Origin of the sequence: Pseudomonas sp. MUP55 (genome assembly GCF_034043515.1) — a bacterium.
Taxonomy (GTDB): domain Bacteria; phylum Pseudomonadota; class Gammaproteobacteria; order Pseudomonadales; family Pseudomonadaceae; genus Aquipseudomonas.
Map to the genome: position 1 here is coordinate 5,607,531 of NZ_CP138214.1, position 19,282 is coordinate 5,626,812.

At 60.8% G+C, this 19,282-nt stretch carries 17 protein-coding genes and 1 pseudogene; 6 read left to right on the forward strand and 12 right to left on the reverse strand.

Annotated elements, in window-relative coordinates; all coding sequences use genetic code 11:
* Positions 1 to 116 precede the first annotated feature (116 nt).
* The 3 genes from SC318_RS25380 to SC318_RS25390 all read right to left on the reverse strand — a co-directional run bounded on the left by SC318_RS25380 (position 117) and on the right by SC318_RS25390 (position 3,367).
* The gene (locus SC318_RS25380; RefSeq protein WP_320428898.1) at positions 117 to 1,043 is read right to left on the reverse strand and encodes an SdiA-regulated domain-containing protein; all 927 of its coding nucleotides are present in this window, start codon (positions 1,041 to 1,043) and stop codon (positions 117 to 119) included.
* A gap of 239 nt (positions 1,044 to 1,282) precedes the next feature.
* Positions 1,283 to 1,948 carry a fumarylacetoacetate hydrolase family protein gene (locus SC318_RS25385; RefSeq protein ID WP_320428899.1) on the reverse strand — a complete coding sequence of 222 codons (666 nt, stop codon included), beginning with the start codon at positions 1,946 to 1,948 and terminating at the stop codon, positions 1,283 to 1,285.
* Positions 1,949 to 1,972: 24 nt separating this feature from the next.
* Positions 1,973 to 3,367, reverse strand: a complete 1,395-nt coding sequence (locus tag SC318_RS25390) for a D-2-hydroxyglutarate dehydrogenase (protein ID WP_306490774.1) — start codon at positions 3,365 to 3,367, stop codon at positions 1,973 to 1,975.
* A 205-nt stretch (positions 3,368 to 3,572) separates the two neighbouring features.
* On the opposite strand from SC318_RS25390, the gene serA reads away from it, so the two are divergent.
* The gene (gene serA, locus SC318_RS25395; RefSeq protein WP_003195214.1) at positions 3,573 to 4,802 is read left to right on the forward strand and encodes a phosphoglycerate dehydrogenase; all 1,230 of its coding nucleotides are present in this window, start codon (positions 3,573 to 3,575) and stop codon (positions 4,800 to 4,802) included.
* A gap of 113 nt (positions 4,803 to 4,915) precedes the next feature.
* Here the strand turns inward: serA and SC318_RS25400 are convergent, their stop codons facing one another.
* On the reverse strand, positions 4,916 to 5,356 hold the full coding sequence (locus tag SC318_RS25400; RefSeq protein WP_306490775.1) for a DUF4399 domain-containing protein: 441 nt from the start codon (positions 5,354 to 5,356) through the stop codon (positions 4,916 to 4,918).
* A gap of 133 nt (positions 5,357 to 5,489) precedes the next feature.
* Between SC318_RS25400 and SC318_RS25405 the strand changes: the two genes are divergently transcribed.
* Positions 5,490 to 5,972 carry a transporter substrate-binding domain-containing protein gene (locus SC318_RS25405; RefSeq protein ID WP_320428900.1) on the forward strand — a complete coding sequence of 161 codons (483 nt, stop codon included), beginning with the start codon at positions 5,490 to 5,492 and terminating at the stop codon, positions 5,970 to 5,972.
* A gap of 94 nt (positions 5,973 to 6,066) precedes the next feature.
* On the opposite strand, the gene SC318_RS25410 is transcribed toward SC318_RS25405, so the two are convergent.
* Entirely contained in the window at positions 6,067 to 6,699 is a 633-nt protein-coding gene (locus SC318_RS25410; protein ID WP_320431290.1) for a 2OG-Fe(II) oxygenase, read from the reverse strand.
* 131 nt (positions 6,700 to 6,830) lie between these two features.
* On the opposite strand from SC318_RS25410, the gene SC318_RS25415 reads away from it, so the two are divergent.
* On the forward strand, positions 6,831 to 7,583 hold the full coding sequence (locus SC318_RS25415; protein ID WP_306490777.1) for a DUF2059 domain-containing protein: 753 nt from the start codon (positions 6,831 to 6,833) through the stop codon (positions 7,581 to 7,583).
* Positions 7,584 to 7,689: 106 nt separating this feature from the next.
* Here the strand turns inward: SC318_RS25415 and SC318_RS25420 are convergent, their stop codons facing one another.
* A complete protein-coding gene (locus SC318_RS25420; RefSeq protein ID WP_320431291.1) occupies positions 7,690 to 8,628 on the reverse strand; it encodes a phospholipase BipL in 939 nt (312 codons plus the stop codon).
* A gap of 99 nt (positions 8,629 to 8,727) precedes the next feature.
* On the opposite strand from SC318_RS25420, the gene SC318_RS25425 reads away from it, so the two are divergent.
* On the forward strand, positions 8,728 to 9,303 hold the full coding sequence (locus SC318_RS25425; protein WP_320428901.1) for a DUF6436 domain-containing protein: 576 nt from the start codon (positions 8,728 to 8,730) through the stop codon (positions 9,301 to 9,303).
* A 26-nt stretch (positions 9,304 to 9,329) separates the two neighbouring features.
* Positions 9,330 to 11,684, forward strand: coding sequence for a penicillin acylase family protein (locus tag SC318_RS25430; protein WP_320428902.1), 2,355 nt, complete (start codon positions 9,330 to 9,332; stop codon positions 11,682 to 11,684).
* A 120-nt stretch (positions 11,685 to 11,804) separates the two neighbouring features.
* On the opposite strand, the gene SC318_RS25435 is transcribed toward SC318_RS25430, so the two are convergent.
* Positions 11,805 to 12,770: a GlxA family transcriptional regulator gene (locus SC318_RS25435; protein ID WP_320428903.1), complete on the reverse strand. Its 966-nt coding sequence runs from the start codon at positions 12,768 to 12,770 to the stop codon at positions 11,805 to 11,807.
* A 282-nt stretch (positions 12,771 to 13,052) separates the two neighbouring features.
* On the opposite strand from SC318_RS25435, the pseudogene SC318_RS25440 reads away from it, so the two are divergent.
* Positions 13,053 to 13,690 (forward strand): annotated as a pseudogene (locus tag SC318_RS25440) (HD domain-containing protein).
* 154 nt (positions 13,691 to 13,844) lie between these two features.
* Here SC318_RS25440 and SC318_RS25445 read toward each other — a convergent pair.
* The 5 genes from SC318_RS25445 to SC318_RS25465 form a co-directional block, all read right to left on the reverse strand.
* Positions 13,845 to 14,729: an ABC transporter permease subunit gene (locus SC318_RS25445; protein ID WP_057723417.1), complete on the reverse strand. Its 885-nt coding sequence runs from the start codon at positions 14,727 to 14,729 to the stop codon at positions 13,845 to 13,847.
* On the reverse strand, positions 14,726 to 15,646 hold the full coding sequence (locus tag SC318_RS25450; RefSeq protein WP_413817579.1) for an ABC transporter permease subunit: 921 nt from the start codon (positions 15,644 to 15,646) through the stop codon (positions 14,726 to 14,728). Before SC318_RS25450 ends, SC318_RS25445 begins: the two co-directional genes overlap by 4 nt.
* The gene (locus SC318_RS25455; RefSeq protein ID WP_065893882.1) at positions 15,643 to 16,785 is read right to left on the reverse strand and encodes an ABC transporter ATP-binding protein; all 1,143 of its coding nucleotides are present in this window, start codon (positions 16,783 to 16,785) and stop codon (positions 15,643 to 15,645) included. Before SC318_RS25455 ends, SC318_RS25450 begins: the two co-directional genes overlap by 4 nt.
* Positions 16,786 to 16,853: 68 nt before the next feature.
* Positions 16,854 to 17,948: a polyamine ABC transporter substrate-binding protein gene (locus tag SC318_RS25460; protein WP_320428904.1), complete on the reverse strand. Its 1,095-nt coding sequence runs from the start codon at positions 17,946 to 17,948 to the stop codon at positions 16,854 to 16,856.
* A gap of 208 nt (positions 17,949 to 18,156) precedes the next feature.
* Positions 18,157 to 19,251 (reverse strand): polyamine ABC transporter substrate-binding protein, encoded by a 1,095-nt coding sequence (locus SC318_RS25465; protein ID WP_320431293.1) that lies wholly within the window; start codon positions 19,249 to 19,251, stop codon positions 18,157 to 18,159.
* Positions 19,252 to 19,282 lie beyond the last annotated feature (31 nt).

The following is a 19,282-nucleotide window of genomic DNA, read 5'->3' on the forward strand; positions in this document are numbered from 1 at the left end:
CGGGCTCAGAGAAAAACTGGCGAATAGATATCAAGGTCGCCTGAATTTAAGCTTAAACGCACCGGGCTGTCTGGTGGATACCGTGTTTTTGAGAAAAGTCTGACGTATTACCTGCGTTATTTCTGCTTTTCAAACCGATAGAACAGGTTCGGCTCACTGACGATATACAGCGTACCGCTCTCGTCCATGGTCACGCCTTCGGCACGCGGGATGGTGTCCTTGAGGCCGTTGAAACCGCCCAGCAAGGTCATGAAGCTGACTTGCTCACCCGTCTCATCCAGTTCCAGTAACAAGTGGGAGTCCGCCGACAGCACCAGCATATGCCCGGTACGCGGGTCGATGGCCAGGGCAGACAGGTTGCGCACATCCAGCTCGGTGCTGGCCCGTTTCTGCTTGTTGCCGGTCAGCGCCTGGCTGCCGTCGCTCTTCCAGGTAAACAGGGCCGGCGGGCGCTCTTCGCCCAGCACCAGCTGCTGGTTGCGCTTGTCCCAGGTGATCGCTTCAAAGGCCTTGTTCTGGTCTTTGGACGGGCCCAGGTCATAGCTGGGGAAATCAGCCTTGTTCAACGCGGTGGTGCTGGCGTCGACCTTGACGATGGTCAGGCTGTGTTCGCGCTCATCGACCACGGCCATCAAGCCATTTTCCATCACCGTCAGGCCTTCCGGATTGTTCCAGCCATTGAGCGGCATCTTGCGCAGCACGTCGCCTTGCAGGCTCAACTCCACCAGGAAGGGGTTCTTGCCCATTACAGAAAACAGGGTTTTGGTGTGGGGGTTGTAGGACAGGTCCGAGGCCTCATCCTTTTCCATGCCCGGCAGCAGCTTGGCATCGATGACCGCGTGATAGTCCGGCAGCCACACACTGTCCCGGCGTTCGGCCGGGCTTTCGAAACGCTCCAGCACCCACAACACACCGCGGTCATCCCAGTGCATGGCCCAGGCGATGCCATACAGGATGGCACCGGCCAGAAACACCCAGGAATACCAGCGCATGGTCAAGCGAGAACGAAGCGTAGGTTTGGAAGTGGGCAGAGGCACGGCCATTGAGGGCTTTTTCCGGAAGTCAGCTGTAGGGAATAGCACAGGCCCCAAAGGCCTGCGTGCGAGAAGCTGGAATTATGCGGATAGCGTGTGAAAAAAATGCAAAACCAAAAATGTACACAGAATCCATGTGGGAGGGGGCTTGCCCCGATTGCAGTGTGTCAGCCAGTGTATGTTTAGCTGACTCACCGCTATCGGGGGCAAGCCCCCTCCCACATTTTTTACAGCATGTATGCAGACCGTCAGCGAACAACGCTCTCGAAGCGATTCACGCCCGACAATTCCAGCACCAGCTCATCACCGACATTCAGCGGCCCTACGCCAGCCGGCGTGCCGGTGAGGATCACGTCACCCGCCTGCAGCGAGAAGCAACCGGCCATGTGCTGGATCATCGGCACGATCGGGTTGAGCATCTGCGCGCTGTTGCCGTCCTGACGGACTTCGCCGTTGATGGTCAGGCGAATGCCGATGTCGGTCACGTCCGCGAAGGTGCTGCCGACCACGAAAGGCGCGATCACCGCAGCGCCGTCGAACGACTTGGCGATCTCCCACGGCAGGCCCTTGGCTTTCAACTCGGCCTGTTTTTCGCGCAGGGTCAGGTCCAGGGCCGGCGCGAAGCCGGAGATGGCGTCCAACACTTCTTCACGACTTGGCTTGTTCGACAACGGCTTGCCGATCAACACGGCGATTTCCGCTTCGTAATGCACCGAACCGCGCTCGACAGGAATGCTGAAACCGCCCTCCAGCGGCACCACGCAACTGCCCGGCTTGATGAACAGCAACGGCTCGGTCGGCACCGGGTTGTCCAGTTCCTTGGCGTGTTCGGCGTAGTTACGCCCGATGCACACCACTTTACCCACTGGAAAGTGGATGTTGGTGCCGTCGACATACTTGTGCTGGTAGCTCATGGAACGACTCCTTAAAAAGCGTCCTTAAACAGCGAAGATCTTGCCTGGGTTCATGATCCCGTTCGGGTCGAACACCGCTTTCACGGCCTTCATGTATTCGATTTCAACCGGCGAGCGGCTGTAGGTCAGGTAATCGCGCTTGGTCATGCCCACGCCGTGTTCGGCGGAGATCGAGCCGTTGTATTTGGCCACGGTCTCGAACACCCACTTGTTCACGGTGGCGCACTTGGCGAAGAACTCGTCCTTGCTCAGGGTTTCCGGCTTGAGGATGTTCAGGTGCAGGTTACCGTCGCCAATGTGGCCGAACCAGACGATTTCGAAATCCGGGTAATGCTCGCCGACGATCGCGTCAATCTCGCTCAGGAAGGCCGGCACTTTGGAAACTGTTACCGAAATATCGTTCTTGTACGGGGTCCAGTGGGAAATCGTCTCGGAGATGTACTCGCGCAGCTTCCACAGGTTGTGCAGCTGGGTCTCGCTCTGGCTCATCACGCCGTCCAGCACCCAGCCTTGCTCGACGCAGTGCTCAAAGGTTTCCAGAGCGTGGTTGGCGACTTCCTCGGTGGTGGCTTCGAATTCCAGCAGTGCGTAGAACGGGCAGTCGGTTTCGAACGGCGCCGGTACATCGCCACGTCCGAGGACTTTGGCCAGAGCCTTGTCGGAAAAGAACTCGAAAGCAGTCAGGTCCAGCTTGCTCTGGAAGGCGTGCAGCACCGGCATGATCGAATCGAAGTCGGTGGTGCCGAGCACCATGGCGGTCAGGTTTTTCGGCGCACGGTCCAGGCGCATGGTGGCTTCCACCACAAAGCCCAGGGTGCCTTCGGCGCCGATGAACAGTTGACGCATGTCGTAGCCGGTGGCGTTCTTGATCAGGTCGCGGTTCAGTTCCAGCACATCGCCCTTGCCGGTAACAACCTTCATCCCGGCCACCCAGTTACGGGTCATGCCGTAGCGAATCACCTTGATCCCGCCGGCATTGGTGCCGATATTGCCGCCAATCTGGCTGGAACCGGACGATGCGAAATCCACCGGGTAGTACAACCCGTTTTCTTCGGCGACGTTCTGCAATTGCTTGGTGACCACACCCGGCTGGCACACCGCGGTGCGGTCGGTGAGGTTCACGTCGAGGATCTGGTTCATATAGTCGAACGACACCACCACTTCGCCATTTGCCGCCACCGCCGCCGCCGACAGGCCTGTGCGACCACCGGATGGCACCAGCGCCACCTTGTGTGTATTGGCCCAACGGACGATGGCCTGCACCTGCTCGGTGGTCTTGGGGAAGACGATGGCGGTGGGCGCCGGAGCGAAGTGCTTGGTCCAATCCTTGCCGTAAGTCTCCAGGGAGTCGGCGTCGGTCAGCACTTTGCCGGGCTCAACCAGGGTCTTCAGCTCATCAATCAGGGCAGGATGGGTCATCGACAGAACTCTCGAACAATTCATGGTCATCCTGAGAACGCTTCACGTCGCAGGAATAGGTGTTTAGCGGGGCGCGTATGCTAGCATACCGCCCCCGCAGGACAGAGCCCAAGGGCGTTTCTGCGGTGACGGCTTTCCTGCCGTCCGGGTCAGCTTGCGCTGCTCGACTCCCTGCCAATTTTCTCCGGGATACAGGTTTACGCAGATGAGCAAGACTTCTCTCGATAAGAGCAAGATCAAGTTCCTTCTTCTGGAAGGCGTCCACCCATCGGCTGTCGACGTTCTGAAAGCCGCCGGGTACACCAGCATTGAGTACATCACCAGTTCTCTGCCGGAAGCCCAGCTCAAGGAAAAGATCGCCGACGCGCACTTTATCGGCATTCGCTCCCGCACTCAGCTGACCGAAGAGATCTTCGACCACGCCAAGAAACTCGTGGCGGTCGGCTGTTTCTGCATCGGCACCAACCAGGTCGACCTCAACGCAGCGCGCGAGCGCGGCATCGCGGTGTTCAACGCACCGTACTCCAACACCCGTTCCGTCGCGGAGCTGGTGCTGGCCGAGGCCATCCTGCTGTTGCGCGGTATCCCGGAGAAGAACGCGTCCTGTCACCGTGGCGGCTGGATCAAGAGCGCAGCCAATTCCTTCGAAATCCGTGGCAAGAAGCTGGGTATCGTCGGTTACGGTTCGATCGGCACGCAGCTGTCGGTACTGGCTGAAGGCCTGGGGATGCAGGTGTTCTTCTACGACACCCTGACCAAGCTGCCATTGGGCAACGCCACGCAAGTGGCCAGCCTGACCGAGCTGCTGGGCATGTCCGACATCGTCACCCTGCACGTTCCGGAAACCGCTGAGACCCAATGGATGATCGGCGAGAAGGAAATCCGCGCCATCAAGAAGGGCGGGATCCTGATCAACGCCGCGCGCGGCACCGTGGTCGAGCTGGACGCCCTGGCCGACGCGATCAAGGACAAGCACCTGATCGGCGCCGCCATCGACGTGTTCCCGGTAGAGCCGCGCTCCAACGACGACATCTTCGAAAGCCCGCTGCGCGGCCTGGACAACGTGATCCTCACCCCGCACATCGGCGGCTCCACCGCTGAAGCCCAGGCCAACATTGGCCTGGAAGTGTCGGAAAAGCTGGTCAAGTACAGCGACAACGGTACCTCGGTATCGTCGGTGAACTTCCCGGAAGTGGCCCTGCCGGCTCACCCTGGCAAGCACCGTCTGCTGCACATCCACCAGAACATTCCGGGTGTGATGATGGAGATCAACAAGGTCTTCGCGGAAAACGGCATCAACATCTCCGGTCAGTTCCTGCAGACCAACGAGAAGGTCGGCTACGTGGTGATCGACGTCGACGCCGAGTACTCGGACCTGGCGCAAGAGAAGCTGCAGCACATCAACGGCACTATCCGTAGCCGGGTGTTGTTTTAAGAGCAGTTGTAAGCGGCAAGTTGCAAGCGGCAAGATAAAAGCTGTCACTTGCAGCTTGTAACTTGAAGCTTGCAGCAAAAAAAACGGGAGCCCCGCAAGGGACTCCCGTTTTTTTATTTCACATTAACCGTGATGACTTTCGAGGCTACAGTCGGGTCGAACTGCATGTGCAGCTTGTCGCCAGCCACCAGTTGCAAGGTGTGCTTGCCAGGCGTCAGGGTCAATTCGGTTTCGGTCTGGGCCTTGCCGTAGTGGATGACGGTGTCGGTGGCCGGGATCGGCAGTTTTGCATCCGGCAAGTCTTTCTGGTCGATCAGCAGGTGGTGGTGGCCGGTGCCCGCCGTCTGGTCGGTGGCCGGGGCCAGTTTCAGGCCTTCCATGCCGAATTTCACGGTGAAGGTCTTGTCGACGGTCGCGCCATCTTTAGGCGAGACGATAAATACTTTCGCGCCTTCAGGTGGAGCGCTGCGCGGGATGCCATCGGCGGCTGTGGCCAACATCGAAGCACCCAGCATCAAGGAGGCCAGGGTTGCACGGGACAAAAGGGCTTTCATTCGCTTCTCCAGTTTTTTGTGAAATCTGTAGGGTTCTGACAACTTCGCGACAAATTGCTGTCCAAGGCACTCGACACCATAGCAAAGCAATGCTGAACGGCGTCTCGCCGGTACGAATTCTTTAGGAGTGACCATGCGCTTTTCGCCTGGGCTGTTACTGTTGCTTCCCCTACTAAGCTCGCTGGCTCACGCCGAGCTGATCGATGACGTTAACGATCGCGGTGAGCTGCGCATTGCCCTTGAAGCCAACACCCCGCCCTACAATTTCAAGGAAGGCGAGAAACTCACCGGCTTTGAAGTCGAGCTGGGTGAACTGCTGGCCAAGGAAATGGATGTGCGTTCCTCGTTTATCACCACCGATGACGCCGACCTGCTGCCTGGCGTGGCGACCGGCAAATATGACGTGGCGATTAACCATATCGCTATGACTGCCGAGCTTAAGGATGAGTTCGATGTCAGCGCGGCTTATCACCAGAAGCCTGAGCTGGTGATTCCGTTCCAGAAGGGCAACCCGGCATTCAAGACGAGCCTGGACAGTGCGTTGAAGCGGGTGAAGGATGATGGCCGCTTGAAGGCGTTGGAACAGAAGTGGCTCGAAAAAAGCACACCGCAGTGACCCCATGTGGGAGGGGGCTTGCCCCCATAACAGTGTGTCAGTCAGCTGATTTGTGGCTGACACACCGCTATCGGGGGCAAGCCCCCTCCCACATTTAAAACGGCTCGTTGCCACGTCGGCGGAACCAGCCGGTCAGGGACAGGCGCTCACGCGTGGCCGGCAGGACTTCGTGGGGCACTTCGCCCGAGAGGAACACCACCAGGCTACCGCCGGCGGGCACCACGTCGTGTTCGAGGCCGCCCTTGAGGTACATGCGCAACTGGCCACCGTGTTCGGGCAGCCAGGCGTCGTTCAGATAGATCACGGCCGAGACCATGCGCCGGTCATCGTCGCGAAAACGATCCACATGCCTGAGGTAGAACGCTCCGGGCGGGTACATCGCGAAGTGGCTTTCGAAATCTTCCAGGCCGAGAAACAGGCCACGGTTCATGGCCAGGCGCAGGCTGTCCATCACCGCCATGTAGGTGTCGCAAACGGCGGCATCGCCCTCTTCCAGCCATTGGATGTGGTCGCCGCGAATCCCCTCGCGAATTTCCTGGGCCGGCCCGCGCCCCACCGCTGCCGGTGCCAGTTCACCTTGCGCCGCACGTTTACGGCACTCAGCCGCCAGCTCCAGGGTCAGAGCCTGGGGCAGGAAGGCATTCTGCTGCGACCAGCCTTTTTCGGCCAAGTCGTCGACAATGCGTTGCAGCAGCGGGTGATCGAGGGGTATTTGCATGGCGCGCATAGTATCCATACGCCTGTGAATCCGACAGCGCCGTCGAGCGTCTGAATACACTTTAGTCAGGTGACTGATAGGACTTCTCGACAAATCCTACGCCCGACACGGACAATAGTGGCCGACTGACAGGAGTCCTTATGCGTCGTTTGTTTTTTTCCTTGCTGATGTTCTGCGTTTTGCCCGCCTGGGCAGACGGCCATGATCAGTTGTACAAGGTCGCTGGCTGGGCCGAACAACGTGCGCATTTCAATGACGCCCTCGCCGCCGCTCAACAGCGCTACCGCAACAGCCTGCCGCCGGCGGTGTACCAGGCGCTGGTGGACAACAGCAGCAAACGCTTCGCGGCCCAGGCCATGGACCAGCGTGCCGAGGCCCAACTGCGCAAGCACCTGGCAGACCCGAAACCGGCCCTGGCTTTTTTCCAGTCGCCCCTGGGGCGCAAGATTGTCGCCGCCGAATTGCTCGCCACCCGTCGCGACCAGTTGGCGAAAAACGCTCAGGGCCTGCCGAAACTTCAAGCCGACGCCACCCGCAGCCTGATCATCGGCCACCTGGCCCAGGCCCTGCCCGCACGCGAAGCCGGCGCCGAAGTCAGCCTGGCGATTGCCGGCGTGGCGGCCGACAGCTTGAGCCAGATGATCCCGGGCCTGTTGGGCGGCGGTCAGGCCCAGGGCATGTTGAATGGCCAGCGTGAGCGGCTGATGCAGCAGATCGACAAAGACCTGAATAACACGCTGCTGTACGTCTATCGGGATTTGTCTGACCCGGAGCTGGAAGAATTCGCAACGTTTGCCGAATCGCCCGAGGGTAAGGCGTATTACCAGGCGGCGCTCGCCGCCATCCGCGCAGGGCTGGCTGTAGGCCAAAGCACCTCGAGCCTGGCGCAGTAGAACATGTGGGAGGGGGCTTGCTCCCGATGGCGGTGTGTCAGCTACACATAAGTTGACTGGCACACCGCCATCGGGAGCAAGCCCCCTCCCACATTGGATTGCGTTACTACAGTTGGTCCGTGAGAAAACTGAAATATTCTTCGCGAATCTCCGGAATTTCGTTCGCCAGGTGATGCCGCCCACGCTTGAGCATCAACACCTCGGGCTGATCGAACTTGCTGCGCAGCACCTGCAAGTTATGCTGCCAATCCACCGTCATATCCTCTTCGCCCTGCACGATCACCGGTCGCCGTGAGCTAGCCGGCGCCGCTTCGATGCGCTTGATCCAGCGCGCCAGGGCGCCTACCCAGGCGGTGGGCAACTGGCGCGGTTGCAGCGGGTCGGCTTCGAGAAAAGGTTTGAAGGCCGGGTCGTTGGAGTTGTCGCTGAACCGTCGCGCAATGCCTTTGACGAAAGGGCGCAGCAGGTAATAGCTGAGCTGGGACCAGCCCCAGGCCCGCGGACGTACCAGCGGCGACAGCAGAAAGGTCTTGCCCTGGGCCGGGCTCTGGGCGCCGTGATTGAGCAGGTGGTCCACCACAATGGCCCCGCCCGTGCTTTGCCCGAACAGGTGCCAGGGCTGCGGCAGTTGCAGCGCCTGGGCCTCGACAAACAACGCCTGCACGACATCCTGGTACACCGCAAACTCATCAATGCTGGCGCGCGCGCCGCTGGACAAGCCATGACCCGGCAGGTCGCAGGCGATCACCACAAAGCCTTGGTCCAACGCCCATTCCACTACGTGGCGGTACAGCCCCATATGGTCGTAGAAACCGTGGAACATGAACATCGTTGCCACGGGCACGGGCGGCCACCACACCTGGGCCACCACCTCGAACCCGTCCACCTCCAAGCGCCCCAGACGGCTCACGGCCGGCACCTTGCGTGCGCCCAGGTCGAGGCCGTAGAAACGTTGATAGACCCTCGCCTCGGCTGACAAAGGCTGCGCATCCACCAGCGGCCGCAAGCTCTCGCGCAGATGATCAGGGTCAAAGGTGACGGGCATAAAGGCTTCCAGACTGACGGTGAAGATGAATATCGAGCTGCGATATTCATCTGTCAGGACAAGCATGGCAAGCTACGCGACCCGCGAGGATACATCTGAATGCGACAGCCCTACCGCACCACCTTGTTCGCCAGCCTGGTGCTGATTATCTGCGCCGGCGTGCTGTGGGCCGCGTATGACTGGTTCCAAGGCCGTTACCTGCGGGCCTTCAGCGAGCACACGGCGGTGTTCTCCGGCGACGCGCTGCAACTGCCCGCCGCACTGCGCGGCCCCGGCCCGATTCGCCTGGTGCACTTCTGGGACCCGGCCTGCCCGTGCAATGTCGGCAACCAGCAACACCTGGGCGAGCTGATCGAGCAATACGCGCCGCAAGGTGTGGAGTTCTATGCCCTGCAAAAAGCCGGCAGCCACGGCGTGCTGCCGGACAACCTGGGCCAGATGAAAACCCTCGACGCCCTGCCCGGCGCCGATCAGGTACCGGCAAGCCCCGCCGTGGGCATTTGGGACCGTACCGGCAAGCTGGCGTATTTCGGCCCCTACAGCGAAGGGTTGACCTGCAATGCCAGCAACAGCTTTATCGAGCCCATCCTCAAGGCCCTGCAAGCCGGGCGCGAAGTGAATGCCACCCACACCCTGGCGGTGGGCTGCTATTGTTCGTGGCCTAAGCAACCGTAGTCCGTCCATCTGGTTAAGGAAAGTCGATGAAGCGTGTGTTGCAGGCTCTCGTGGTGCTGGTTGTGTTGGTCGCCCTCGGCGCCGGCTGGTACGTCTACAGCAAACAACCGACCCGCCAGGGCACGGTCACGCTGGCGCACCTGCAGGGCTCGGTCACGGTGCGCTACGACGATCGGGGCGTGCCGCATATCCGTGCCGGCAACGAGGCCGACCTGTACCGCGCCCTGGGCTATGTGCACGCCCAGGACCGGCTGTTCCAGATGGAGATCATGCGCCGCCTGGCCCGTGGCGAACTGGCCGAGGTGCTGGGGCCCAAGCTGCTGGAGACCGATAAGCTGTTTCGCAGCCTGCAGATCCGCGAGCGCGCCTTGAGCTACGTTGAGCACATGGACCCCGAGTCGGCCTCCTCGAAGGCCCTGCAAGCCTATCTGGACGGGATCAACCAGTATCAGGCCAGCCACGCCAGCCCGATGGAGTTCGACGTGCTGGGCATCCCCAGGCGCCCGTTCACCGCCGAGGACTCCATCAGCGTCGCCGGGTATATGGCCTACAGCTTTGCCGCGGCCTTTCGTACCGAACCCCTGCTGACTTACGTACGCGATCAGTTGGGCGGCGACTACCTCAAGGTCTTCGACCTCGACTGGCAACCCAAAGGCGCCCTCAACCTGGCGGCCGGCGACTGGAAGACCCTGGGCGCCCTCGCCAACCTGACTGAGCAAGCCCTGGCTGATAACGGCCTGCCGCAATTCGAAGGCAGCAATGCCTGGGCCATCAGCGGCAACCGCACCCAGAGCGGCAAGCCATTGCTGGCGGGCGACCCGCATATTCGCTTCTCGGTGCCGTCGGTGTGGTACGAAGCGCAGCTCTCGGCGCCTGGCTTTGAGTTGTATGGCTACCACAACGCGCTGGTGCCGGTGGCCTTCCTGGGGCACAACCTGGACTTCGGCTGGAGCCTGACCATGTTCCAGAACGACGACCTGGACCTGATCGCCGAGAAGGTCAACCCGGCCAACCCCAACCAAGTCTGGTATCACGGCCAGTGGGTCGACATGAGCAGCAGCGAGCAGCAGATTCAGGTCAAGGGGCAGGCCCCGGTCACCCTCACCCTGCGCCGCTCGCCCCACGGCCCGATCGTCAATGACGTACTCGGTGAAAACGCCGGCACCACGCCCATCGCCATGTGGTGGGCGTTCCTCGACAGCGAAAACCCGATCCTCGAAGGTTTCTACCAGCTCAACCGGGCCGATTCCCTGGCCAAGGCACGTGCTGCGGCGTCCAGGGTCTCGGCGCCGGGGCTGAACATCGTGTGGGCCAATGCCAAGGGTGATATCGGCTGGTGGGCGGCGGCGCAGTTGCCGATACGCCCGGCCGGCGTCAACCCGGCGTTCATCCTCGACGGCAGCACCGCCCAGGCCGACAAGCTGGGCTTTTACCCTTTCAGCGCCAACCCCCAGGAAGAAAACCCGGCGCGCGGCTACGTGGTATCGGCCAATGCGCAACCCGCCTCGCCCACCGGCATGGAGATCCCCGGTTATTACAACCTGGCCGACCGTGGCCAGCAGTTGAACGCGCAGTTGAGCGACAACAGCATGAAGTGGAACGTGAACAACAGCCAGGCCCTGCAACTGGGCACCACCACCGCCTTTGGCCCGCGCCTGCTGGCGCCGCTGTTGCCAGTGTTGCGTGAGGTGGTCACAGACCCGGCGCAGCTCAAGCTGGTGGAGCAATTGGCAAACTGGAAAGGCGACTACCCGCTGGACTCCACCAGCGCCACGCTGTTCAACCAGTTGCTGTTCAACCTCGCTGACGCGACCTTCCACCCGAAACTGGGCGACGCCCTGTTCAAGACCCTGCTCGGCACCCGCGTGATCGACGCAGCCCTGCCACGCCTGGCGGCCTCGCCGGATTCGCCGTGGTGGAACGGCACGCGAGCGGCCACCGTCAAGCTGGCCTGGGACAACAGCCTGGCGCATCTGAAAGCGACCTTCGGCGATGACCCGTCCCAATGGCAGTGGGGCAAAGCGCACACCCTGACCCACGGCCACCCGCTGGGCATGCAGAAGCCGCTGGACAGGCTATTCAACGTGGGGCCCTTCGCCGCACCGGGCAGCCACGAAGTGCCGAACAACCAGACCGCCATGATCGGCCCGGCTCCCTGGCCGGTGACCTATGGCCCCTCGACCCGTCGCCTGATCGACTTCGCCGACGCGGCGCACGCCCTGACCATCAACCCGGTGGGGCAAAGCGGCGTGCCGTTCGATACGCACTACAGTGACCAGGCGCAAACCTATATCGAAGGCGGCTACGAGCAGGCGCATTTCAGCGAAGAGGAAATCACGGCCAATACCCGTGGCACCTTGAAACTGTTGCCGGCCAGATAGCTATGTTCCACTGGTCAATATGTGGGAGGGGGCTTGCCCCCGATTGCGATGGGTCAGCGACACATGAGTTGACTGACACACTGCTATCGGGGGCAAGCCCCCTCCCACATTCAGTTATCGCTACACGGGCGCTGCAAAATTGAGCCTGAACTGCTGCGGCGTCACGCCCAGCCGACGGTTGAACACACTGCGCATGTGCTGAGCGTCGCGAAACCCGCACTGGTAGGCCACCGTCTTGAGCGGCGCGTGCGTGCTTTCGAGCATGACCCGCGCCGCGTCCACCCGCGCCCTCTCTACAAATTCAGCAGGCGTAACCCGCGCCTCACGGGCAAACACCCGGGAAAAATTGCGCGCGCTCATGTTCGCCGCCCTGGCCAGGTCGGCAATGCCCAGGTCCCCGGTCAGGTTCGCCAGTACATACAACTGCACCTGCGCCACCGCTGAGGTGGTTTCGGCATGGGGCGTGAGAAACGGGCTGAACTGCGACTGCCCGCCCGAGCGCTGGGTGAACACCACCAGGCGCTTGGCCACGCTCAACGCCACTTCCGGGCCGTGGTCCTGGGCCAGCAGGTAGAGCGACAGGTCGATCCCCGCCGTGACCCCGCCCGAGGTGTAGAGGTTGCCGTCCTGCACATACAGACGGTCGGCTTCGACACGGGTCGAGGGGCACAACCGGGCCAGGTCGGCGGCGTCACCCCAATGGGTGGTGACGGTTTTACCGTCGAGCAGACCGGCGCGGGCCAGCATGAAGGCGCCATTGCAGATCGAGCCGAAGCGCTGTGCCCGGGCGGCGGCGGCGCGCAGCCAGTCATCGAACGCCGGGCCGAAATCCTCGAACGGCAACTGCGGGCCGCCGGCGACCAGTAACAGGTCATAGGCATGCAGGGCCTGGCTGTAATGCGTGTGAGCCTGTAACGACAAACCGTTGGAGCACGCCATGCTGCCGTGAGCAAAGCCGATAACCTCCAGTTGATAGTGGTCTTCGGGCGCAAGGAAACGGTTCGCCTCGCAGAACACATCCATAGGCCCGGTCACGTCCAGCGACTGGACGCCGGGGAAGATCAGGATCGCAACGGTTTTGCCCATGAACACACCTTTAACTGGAAAACACAGAACCCTGTGGGAGGGGGCTTGCTCCCGATAGCGGCGGGTCAGTCACCTATGCACTGACTGACACTCCCTCATCGGGAGCAAGCCCCCTCCCACATTTGGATTTTCACAGGTTTGGAGAATGATATCGCCCGCTACACCCTAGCCGATTTTGCCTTGGCACGATGTGTCGGCACATTGGCCGGGATCGCTCTCTCGCCGCGATGGCCCCTTGGCGAGGGTGCGACCAGACTGGATGCTTTCCAGAGGAGAGCCACCATGAGCACCACCATCGCCGGCATCAAGATCCCCGACAGCGCCCTGGCCAGGGCCACCACGGAATATATCCGCGACATTGAGTCTGACCTGCTCTACCACCATTCCCGCCGCGTATTTCTGTTCGGTGCGTTGAGCGGTGAACGCAAGCAGTTGGCGTACAACCCCGAGTTGCTGTACGTCGGCGCGATGTTCCACGACCTGGGCCTGGTGCAGGGCCACCGCAGCGACAACGAACGCTTCGAAGTGGACGGCGCCAACGCGGCGGCGGCCTTTCTCAAGCCGTATGGGCTCAGTGATGACGATATCGAACAGGTGTGGTTGTCCATTGCCCTGCACACCACGCCGGGCGTGCCGCAGCATCTGCGCCCGACCGTGGCGCTGGTGACCGCAGGGGTGGAAATGGACGTGCTGGGCATGGACTACGCCGCCTTCAGCAGCGTGCAGCGCGAGGCGGTGGTGCATGCGCATCCACGGGGCGAGGGGTTCAAGGAATGCATCATCTGCGCCTTCGCCGACGGCTTGCGCCATCGTCCGCAGACCACGTTTGGCAAGTGAAGACCGATGTGCTGGTGGATCAGGAGCCGGGGTTCAAGCCGATGAATTTTGTGGAGGTGATTCGTAAATCGCCCTGGGCTTGAAACCCAATGATCGTTCACACGCTCTGCGTGGGAATGCAGGCCAGGACGCTCCGCGTCCGCTTCTAAAAGCGTGACGCAGAGCGTCACAGGAGGCGTTCCCACGCGGAGCGTGGGAACGATCAGGCCCCCTCCCACATTTGGAGCTCACCCGGCTTCAGACCGGCGCAGGCGCCCGGCGCTTGTCCGGCTGCTGCCAGCCATCGGCAGCGGCTTCTTCGATGGCTTGCTGAATGGCCTTCTTGCGATGCTCCTCGGCCCGACGGCTGAAGAACCACACCAGGAAGGTCACCAGGGACACCGCCAGCAGAATCAGGCTGGCCACCGCGTTGATCTCAGGTTTAACCCCAAGACGCACGGCGGAGAACACTTCCATCGGCAAGGTGGTCGAGCCCGGCCCGGACACGAAGCTGGCCAGTACCAGGTCATCCAGCGACAGCGCGAAGGACATCATGCCGCCCGCCGCCAGGGAGGGCGCGATCATCGGGATGGTGATCAGGAAGAACACCTTCCACGGCCGCGCTCCCAGGTCCATCGCCGCTTCTTCGATCGACAGGTCCAGCTCACGCAAGCGTGCCGACACCACCACCGCCACGTACGCCGCGCAGAAGGTGGTATGGGCGATCCAGATGGTGACAATGCCACGCTCCTGGGGCCAACCGATCATCTGCGCCATGGCCACGAACAGCAGCAACAGCGACAGACCGGTGATCACTTCCGGCATCACCAACGGCGCCGTGACCAGGCCGCCGAACAGGGTGCGTCCCTTGAACTGGCTGATGCGCGTGAGCACGAATGCCGCCAGCGTACCCAGTGCTACTGCGGCCACCGCCGTGTAGCAGGCGATTTCCAGGGAACGCGCCACCGAGCCCATCAACTGGGTGTTGTCCAGCAGACCCACGTACCACTTGATCGACCAACCGCCCCACACCGTCACCAGTTTGGATTCGTTGAACGAGTAGATCACCAGAATCAGCATCGGCAGGTAGATGAACAGCAACCCCACCACCAGCATGAAGCTTGAAAATCTGAAGCGCTTCATATCTTGCCCTCCAACTCTTTGGCTTGGCTGCGGTTGAACAGGATGATCGGCACGATCAGGATCGCCAGCATCACCACGGCCAATGCAGAGGCCACCGGCCAGTCACGGTTGTTGAAGAATTCCTGCCACAGCACCTTGCCGATCATCAGGGTTTCCGGGCCGCCGAGCAGTTCAGGAATCACGAACTCGCCCACCACCGGGATAAACACCAGCATGCAGCCGGCGATGATGCCGTTCTTGGACAGCGGCACGGTGATCTTCCAGAAGCTGTTGAAGGTGCTCGAACCCAGGTCCGATGCCGCTTCCAGCAGGCTCTGATCATGCTTCACCAGGTTGGCGTACAGCGGCAGGATCATGAACGGCAGGTACGAATAGACCACGCCGATATACACCGCGATGTTGGTGTTGAGGATCTGCAGCGGTTCGTTGATCAGCCCCATGGACATCAGGAAGCCGTTGAGCAAGCCGTTGTTGCTGAGGATGCCCATCCACGCATAGACGCGGATCAGGATCGCGGTCCAGGTCGGCATCATGATCAGCAGCACCAGCACCGTCTGCATTTCCTTGCGCGCGGTGGCGATGGCGTAGGCCATCGGGTAGCCGATCACCAGGCACAGCAGCGTGCTGAAAAAGGCCATCTTCAGCGAGCCCAGGTACGCGGCGATGTAGAGCTCATCGCCCGCCAGCAGGCTGTAGTTGGCCAGGTTGAGCACCACTTGCAGCTTCTGCTCAACGTAGGTGTAGATCTCGGTGTAGGGCGGGATCGCCACATCGGCTTCGGCAAAGCTGATTTTCAATACGATGAAAAACGGCAATGCGAAAAACAGGAACAGCCACAGGAAGGGAATCCCGATGACCACCTGCTTGCCACTGGGCACGATGCGATCCAAGCGCCGCTTGAATTTCTTCATGTTCATGAGCGAAGTACCACGCCGCTGTCGTCTTCCCACCATACGTACACCTGGTCACCCCAGGTTGGGCGCTGGCCACGGCGTTCGGCGTTGGCCACGAAGGACTGTACCAGCTTGCCGCTCGGCAGCTCCACGTAGAACACCGAGTGGCCGCCCAGGTAGGCAATGTCGTGCACCTTGCCGCTGGACCAGTTGTGCTCGCAGGTCGGCATTTGCGTGGTGACCAGCAGTTTTTCCGGGCGGATGGCGTAGGTCACCGACTTGTCTTCCACCGCGGTCGCGATGCCGTAGCCCACGTAGATATCGCGGTCCAGGTCCGGACACTTGAGCACGGCGTGGCCTTCGGCGTCGTCCACCACTTGGGTGTCGAAGATGTTGACGTTGCCGATGAACTCGCACACCAGGCGGCTGGTAGGCGTTTCGTAGATGTCGATCGGGCTGCCGATCTGGGCGATCCAGCCCAAGTGCATGATCGCGATGCGCTCGGCCATGGTCATGGCCTCTTCCTGGTCGTGGGTCACCATCACACAGGTCACGCCGACACGTTCGATGATCTCCACCAGCTCCAGCTGCATCTGCGAGCGCAGCTTCTTGTCGAGGGCGCCCATCGGTTCATCGAGCAGCAGCAGTTTCGGACGCTTGGCCAGGGAGCGGGCCAATGCCACACGCTGGCGCTGACCACCGGACAGCTGGTGCGGCTTGCGCTTGGCGTACTGGCTCATCTGCACCAGCTTGAGCATCTCAGCCACGCGGGCGTCGACTTCCGCCTTGGGAATCTTGTCCTGCTGCAGGCCGAAGGCGATGTTCTGCGCCACGGTCATGTGCGGGAACAAGGCGTAGGACTGAAACATCATGTTGATCGGCCGCTCATAGGGCGGCATGTCGGTGATGTCCACCCCATCGAGGTAGATGCGACCTTCAGTCGGGCGTTCGAAGCCTGCGAGCATGCGCAGCAGGGTGGACTTGCCCGAACCCGAACCGCCGAGCAAGGCGAAGATCTCGCCTTTCTTGATTTCCAGGGACACATCGTCCACCGCAATCGTCTCGTCGAACTTCTTCGTGACCCGGTCGATTTTGACCAGCACCTTCTTCGGTGTCTGGTCGCCCTCGAGGGCTTTCTTATAGGCGCCGGAGGCAACTGCCATTTACGAAACTCCCAAAAAAAAAAGAGTGCAGCCCACCCGGTGCAGGCGGACTTTGGATAGTTTGAGCCTTACTTGCCCGTCTTGACCTTGGTCCAGCTACGGGTCATTAAACGTTGCACCTTCGGGGGTAGCTCGAAGTTGACGAAGGTCCGATCGAGAACCGCCTGCGGTGGGTAAACCGCTGCGTCGGTGCGTATCGATTGCTCCATCAGTTTGTCCGCCCCGGGGTTAGGGTTGGCATAACCGACGTAATCACTGACCTGAGCGATCACTTCAGGTTGCAGCAAATAGTTGATGAAGGCGTGCGCCTGCTTGACGTTGGTGGCGTCCTTGGGGATCGCCAGCACGTCAAACCACAGGTTGCCGCCTTCCTTGGGAATCGCGTAGGCGATGTTCACGCCCTTGCCCGCCTCGCTTGCGCGGGCCTTGGCCTGGAACACATCACCGGAGAACCCGGCCGCCACGCAGATATTGCCGTTGGCCAGGTCCGAGATGTACTTGGAGGAATGGAAGTAGGTCACGTAGGGGCGAACCTTGAGCAGCTTTTCCTCGGCCTTCTTGTAGTCGGCCTCGTTGGTGCTGTTAGGGTCCAGGCCCATATAGTTGAGCACCGCCGGCAGCATTTCATCGGCCGAGTCCATGAACGAAACACCGCAGGTGGCGAGCTTCTTCATGTTTTCCGGTTCGAACAGCACCGCCCACGAGTCGATCTTGTCGACGCCCAGCACTTCTTTCACTTTGTCGACGTTGTAACCGATGCCATTGGTGCCCCACAGGTACGGCACAGCGTAGGCATTGCCCGGATCATTTTTCTCCAGGCGCTTGAGCAGTGCCGGGTCGAGGTTGGCGTAGTTGCTCAGCAGCGACTTATCCAGCTTCTGGAACGCCCCGGCTTTGATCTGCTTGCCCAAAAAGTGGTTGGACGGCACTACCACGTCGTAGCCGGTACGCCCGGCGAGCAGCTTGCCTTCCAGGGTTTCGTTGGAATCGAACACGTCATACACGGGCTTGATGCCGGTGGCCTTTTCGAAGTTGGCCAGGGTGTCGGGACCGATGTAGTCCGACCAGTTATAAACATGCACGGTGGATGCGGCCTGCACGCTGACAGTCAGCGTGATACCTGCACCTACCAGCAAGGCTTTGCGAAATAAAGAAATTGGCAAGTGGAGGTCCTCTTAAATAGTTGGGCCCAAAGTTGTTGCCCGGCAACAAAACCGGCGCGCAACTTACCCTCGATAAACCGATCCGGCAAAACTTTCTTCGATCTAATTTGTGGGAGGGGGCTTGCCCCCGATGGCGGTGTGTCAACTTGCACAGGTGTTTCTGACGCAACGCCATCGGGGGCAAGCCCCCTCCCACAGGTTTTAAGGCTTATTTACCGGACTTGATCTTGGTCCAGCTGCGCGTCATTTCACGCTGGGTTGCCGCCGGCAAGTCGGCAATCGCGTAGAGCTTGGCCTGCACTTCGGCCGACGGGTAGATGCCCGGGTCGCTGGTGATGTCTTTGTCGACCAGCGCAGTGGCTTTCTCGTTGCCGTTCGGGAAACGCACACTGTTGGTGATCGATGCCATCACTTCCGGCTTGAGCAGGTAGTTCATGAAGGTGTAGGCGGCCTCGACGTTTTCAGCGTCTTTCGGAATGGCGACCATGTCGAAGAAGCTGCCTGCGCCTTCTTTCGGAATGTCGTAGGCCACTTTGACTTTGCCACCGGCTTCAGCCGCGCGGGACTTGGCCTGCTGGATGTCACCCGAGTAACCCACGGCTACGCAGATGTTGCCGTTGGCCAGGTCAGAGATGTACTTGGACGAGTGGAAGTAGCCAATCGAAGGACGGATTTTCAGGAACAGGTCTTCGGCCTGCTTGAGGTCGGCCTTCTTCTGGGTGTCGGTCGGCAGGCCCAGGTAATGCAGCGCGATCGGCAGCATTTCGGTCGGTGAGTCGAGGAAGCTCACGCCGCAGCTTTTGAGTTTGGCGATGTTTTCAGGCTTGAGCAGCACGTCCCAGGACTCGATCTTGTCCACGCCCAGCGCGGCCTTGACCTTCTCCGGGTTGTAGCCGATGCCAATCGAGCCCCACATGTACGGGAACGCGTGCTTGTTGTCCGGGTCGCTGACCGACACGGCTTTAAGCAGGGATTTGTTCAGGTTGCTGTAGTTAGGCAGCTTGGAGGTGTCCAGCTCCTGGTAGACGCCGGCCTTGATCTGCTTGGCGAGAAAGTTGTTCGACGGCACGACGATGTCGTAGCCGGACTTGCCTGCCAGCAACTTGGCTTCCAGGGTTTCGTTGCTGTCGAACACGTCGTACACCACTTTGATGCCCGACTCTTTTTCAAAGTTGGCGATGGTGTCCGGTGCAATGTAGTCGGACCAGTTGTAGACGTGCAGCACTTTATCGTCGGCCTGGGCCGCGCCCGCCATTGCGCCCATCAGGGACAAGGCGAGGAGGGTCTTGCCAGCGTTCTTCAAACCTAATGCCTTCATTTAGTGATGCTCCGAT

Bases quoted from the DNA above. Each gene is read 5' to 3' on its own strand.
- SC318_RS25380 (WP_320428898.1), bottom strand. From the start codon at position 1,043: ATGGCCGTGCCTCTGCCCACTTCCAAACCTACGCTTCGTTCTCGCTTG.
- SC318_RS25385 (WP_320428899.1), bottom strand. From the start codon at position 1,948: ATGAGCTACCAGCACAAGTATGTCGACGGCACCAACATCCACTTTCCA.
- SC318_RS25390 (WP_306490774.1), bottom strand. From the start codon at position 3,367: ATGACCCATCCTGCCCTGATTGATGAGCTGAAGACCCTGGTTGAGCCC.
- serA (WP_003195214.1), top strand. From the start codon at position 3,573: ATGAGCAAGACTTCTCTCGATAAGAGCAAGATCAAGTTCCTTCTTCTG.
- SC318_RS25400 (WP_306490775.1), bottom strand. From the start codon at position 5,356: ATGAAAGCCCTTTTGTCCCGTGCAACCCTGGCCTCCTTGATGCTGGGT.
- SC318_RS25405 (WP_320428900.1), top strand. From the start codon at position 5,490: ATGCGCTTTTCGCCTGGGCTGTTACTGTTGCTTCCCCTACTAAGCTCG.
- SC318_RS25410 (WP_320431290.1), bottom strand. From the start codon at position 6,699: ATGCGCGCCATGCAAATACCCCTCGATCACCCGCTGCTGCAACGCATT.
- SC318_RS25415 (WP_306490777.1), top strand. From the start codon at position 6,831: ATGCGTCGTTTGTTTTTTTCCTTGCTGATGTTCTGCGTTTTGCCCGCC.
- SC318_RS25420 (WP_320431291.1), bottom strand. From the start codon at position 8,628: ATGCCCGTCACCTTTGACCCTGATCATCTGCGCGAGAGCTTGCGGCCG.
- SC318_RS25425 (WP_320428901.1), top strand. From the start codon at position 8,728: ATGCGACAGCCCTACCGCACCACCTTGTTCGCCAGCCTGGTGCTGATT.
- SC318_RS25430 (WP_320428902.1), top strand. From the start codon at position 9,330: ATGAAGCGTGTGTTGCAGGCTCTCGTGGTGCTGGTTGTGTTGGTCGCC.
- SC318_RS25435 (WP_320428903.1), bottom strand. From the start codon at position 12,770: ATGGGCAAAACCGTTGCGATCCTGATCTTCCCCGGCGTCCAGTCGCTG.
- SC318_RS25445 (WP_057723417.1), bottom strand. From the start codon at position 14,729: ATGAAGCGCTTCAGATTTTCAAGCTTCATGCTGGTGGTGGGGTTGCTG.
- SC318_RS25450 (WP_413817579.1), bottom strand. From the start codon at position 15,646: ATGAACATGAAGAAATTCAAGCGGCGCTTGGATCGCATCGTGCCCAGT.
- SC318_RS25455 (WP_065893882.1), bottom strand. From the start codon at position 16,785: ATGGCAGTTGCCTCCGGCGCCTATAAGAAAGCCCTCGAGGGCGACCAG.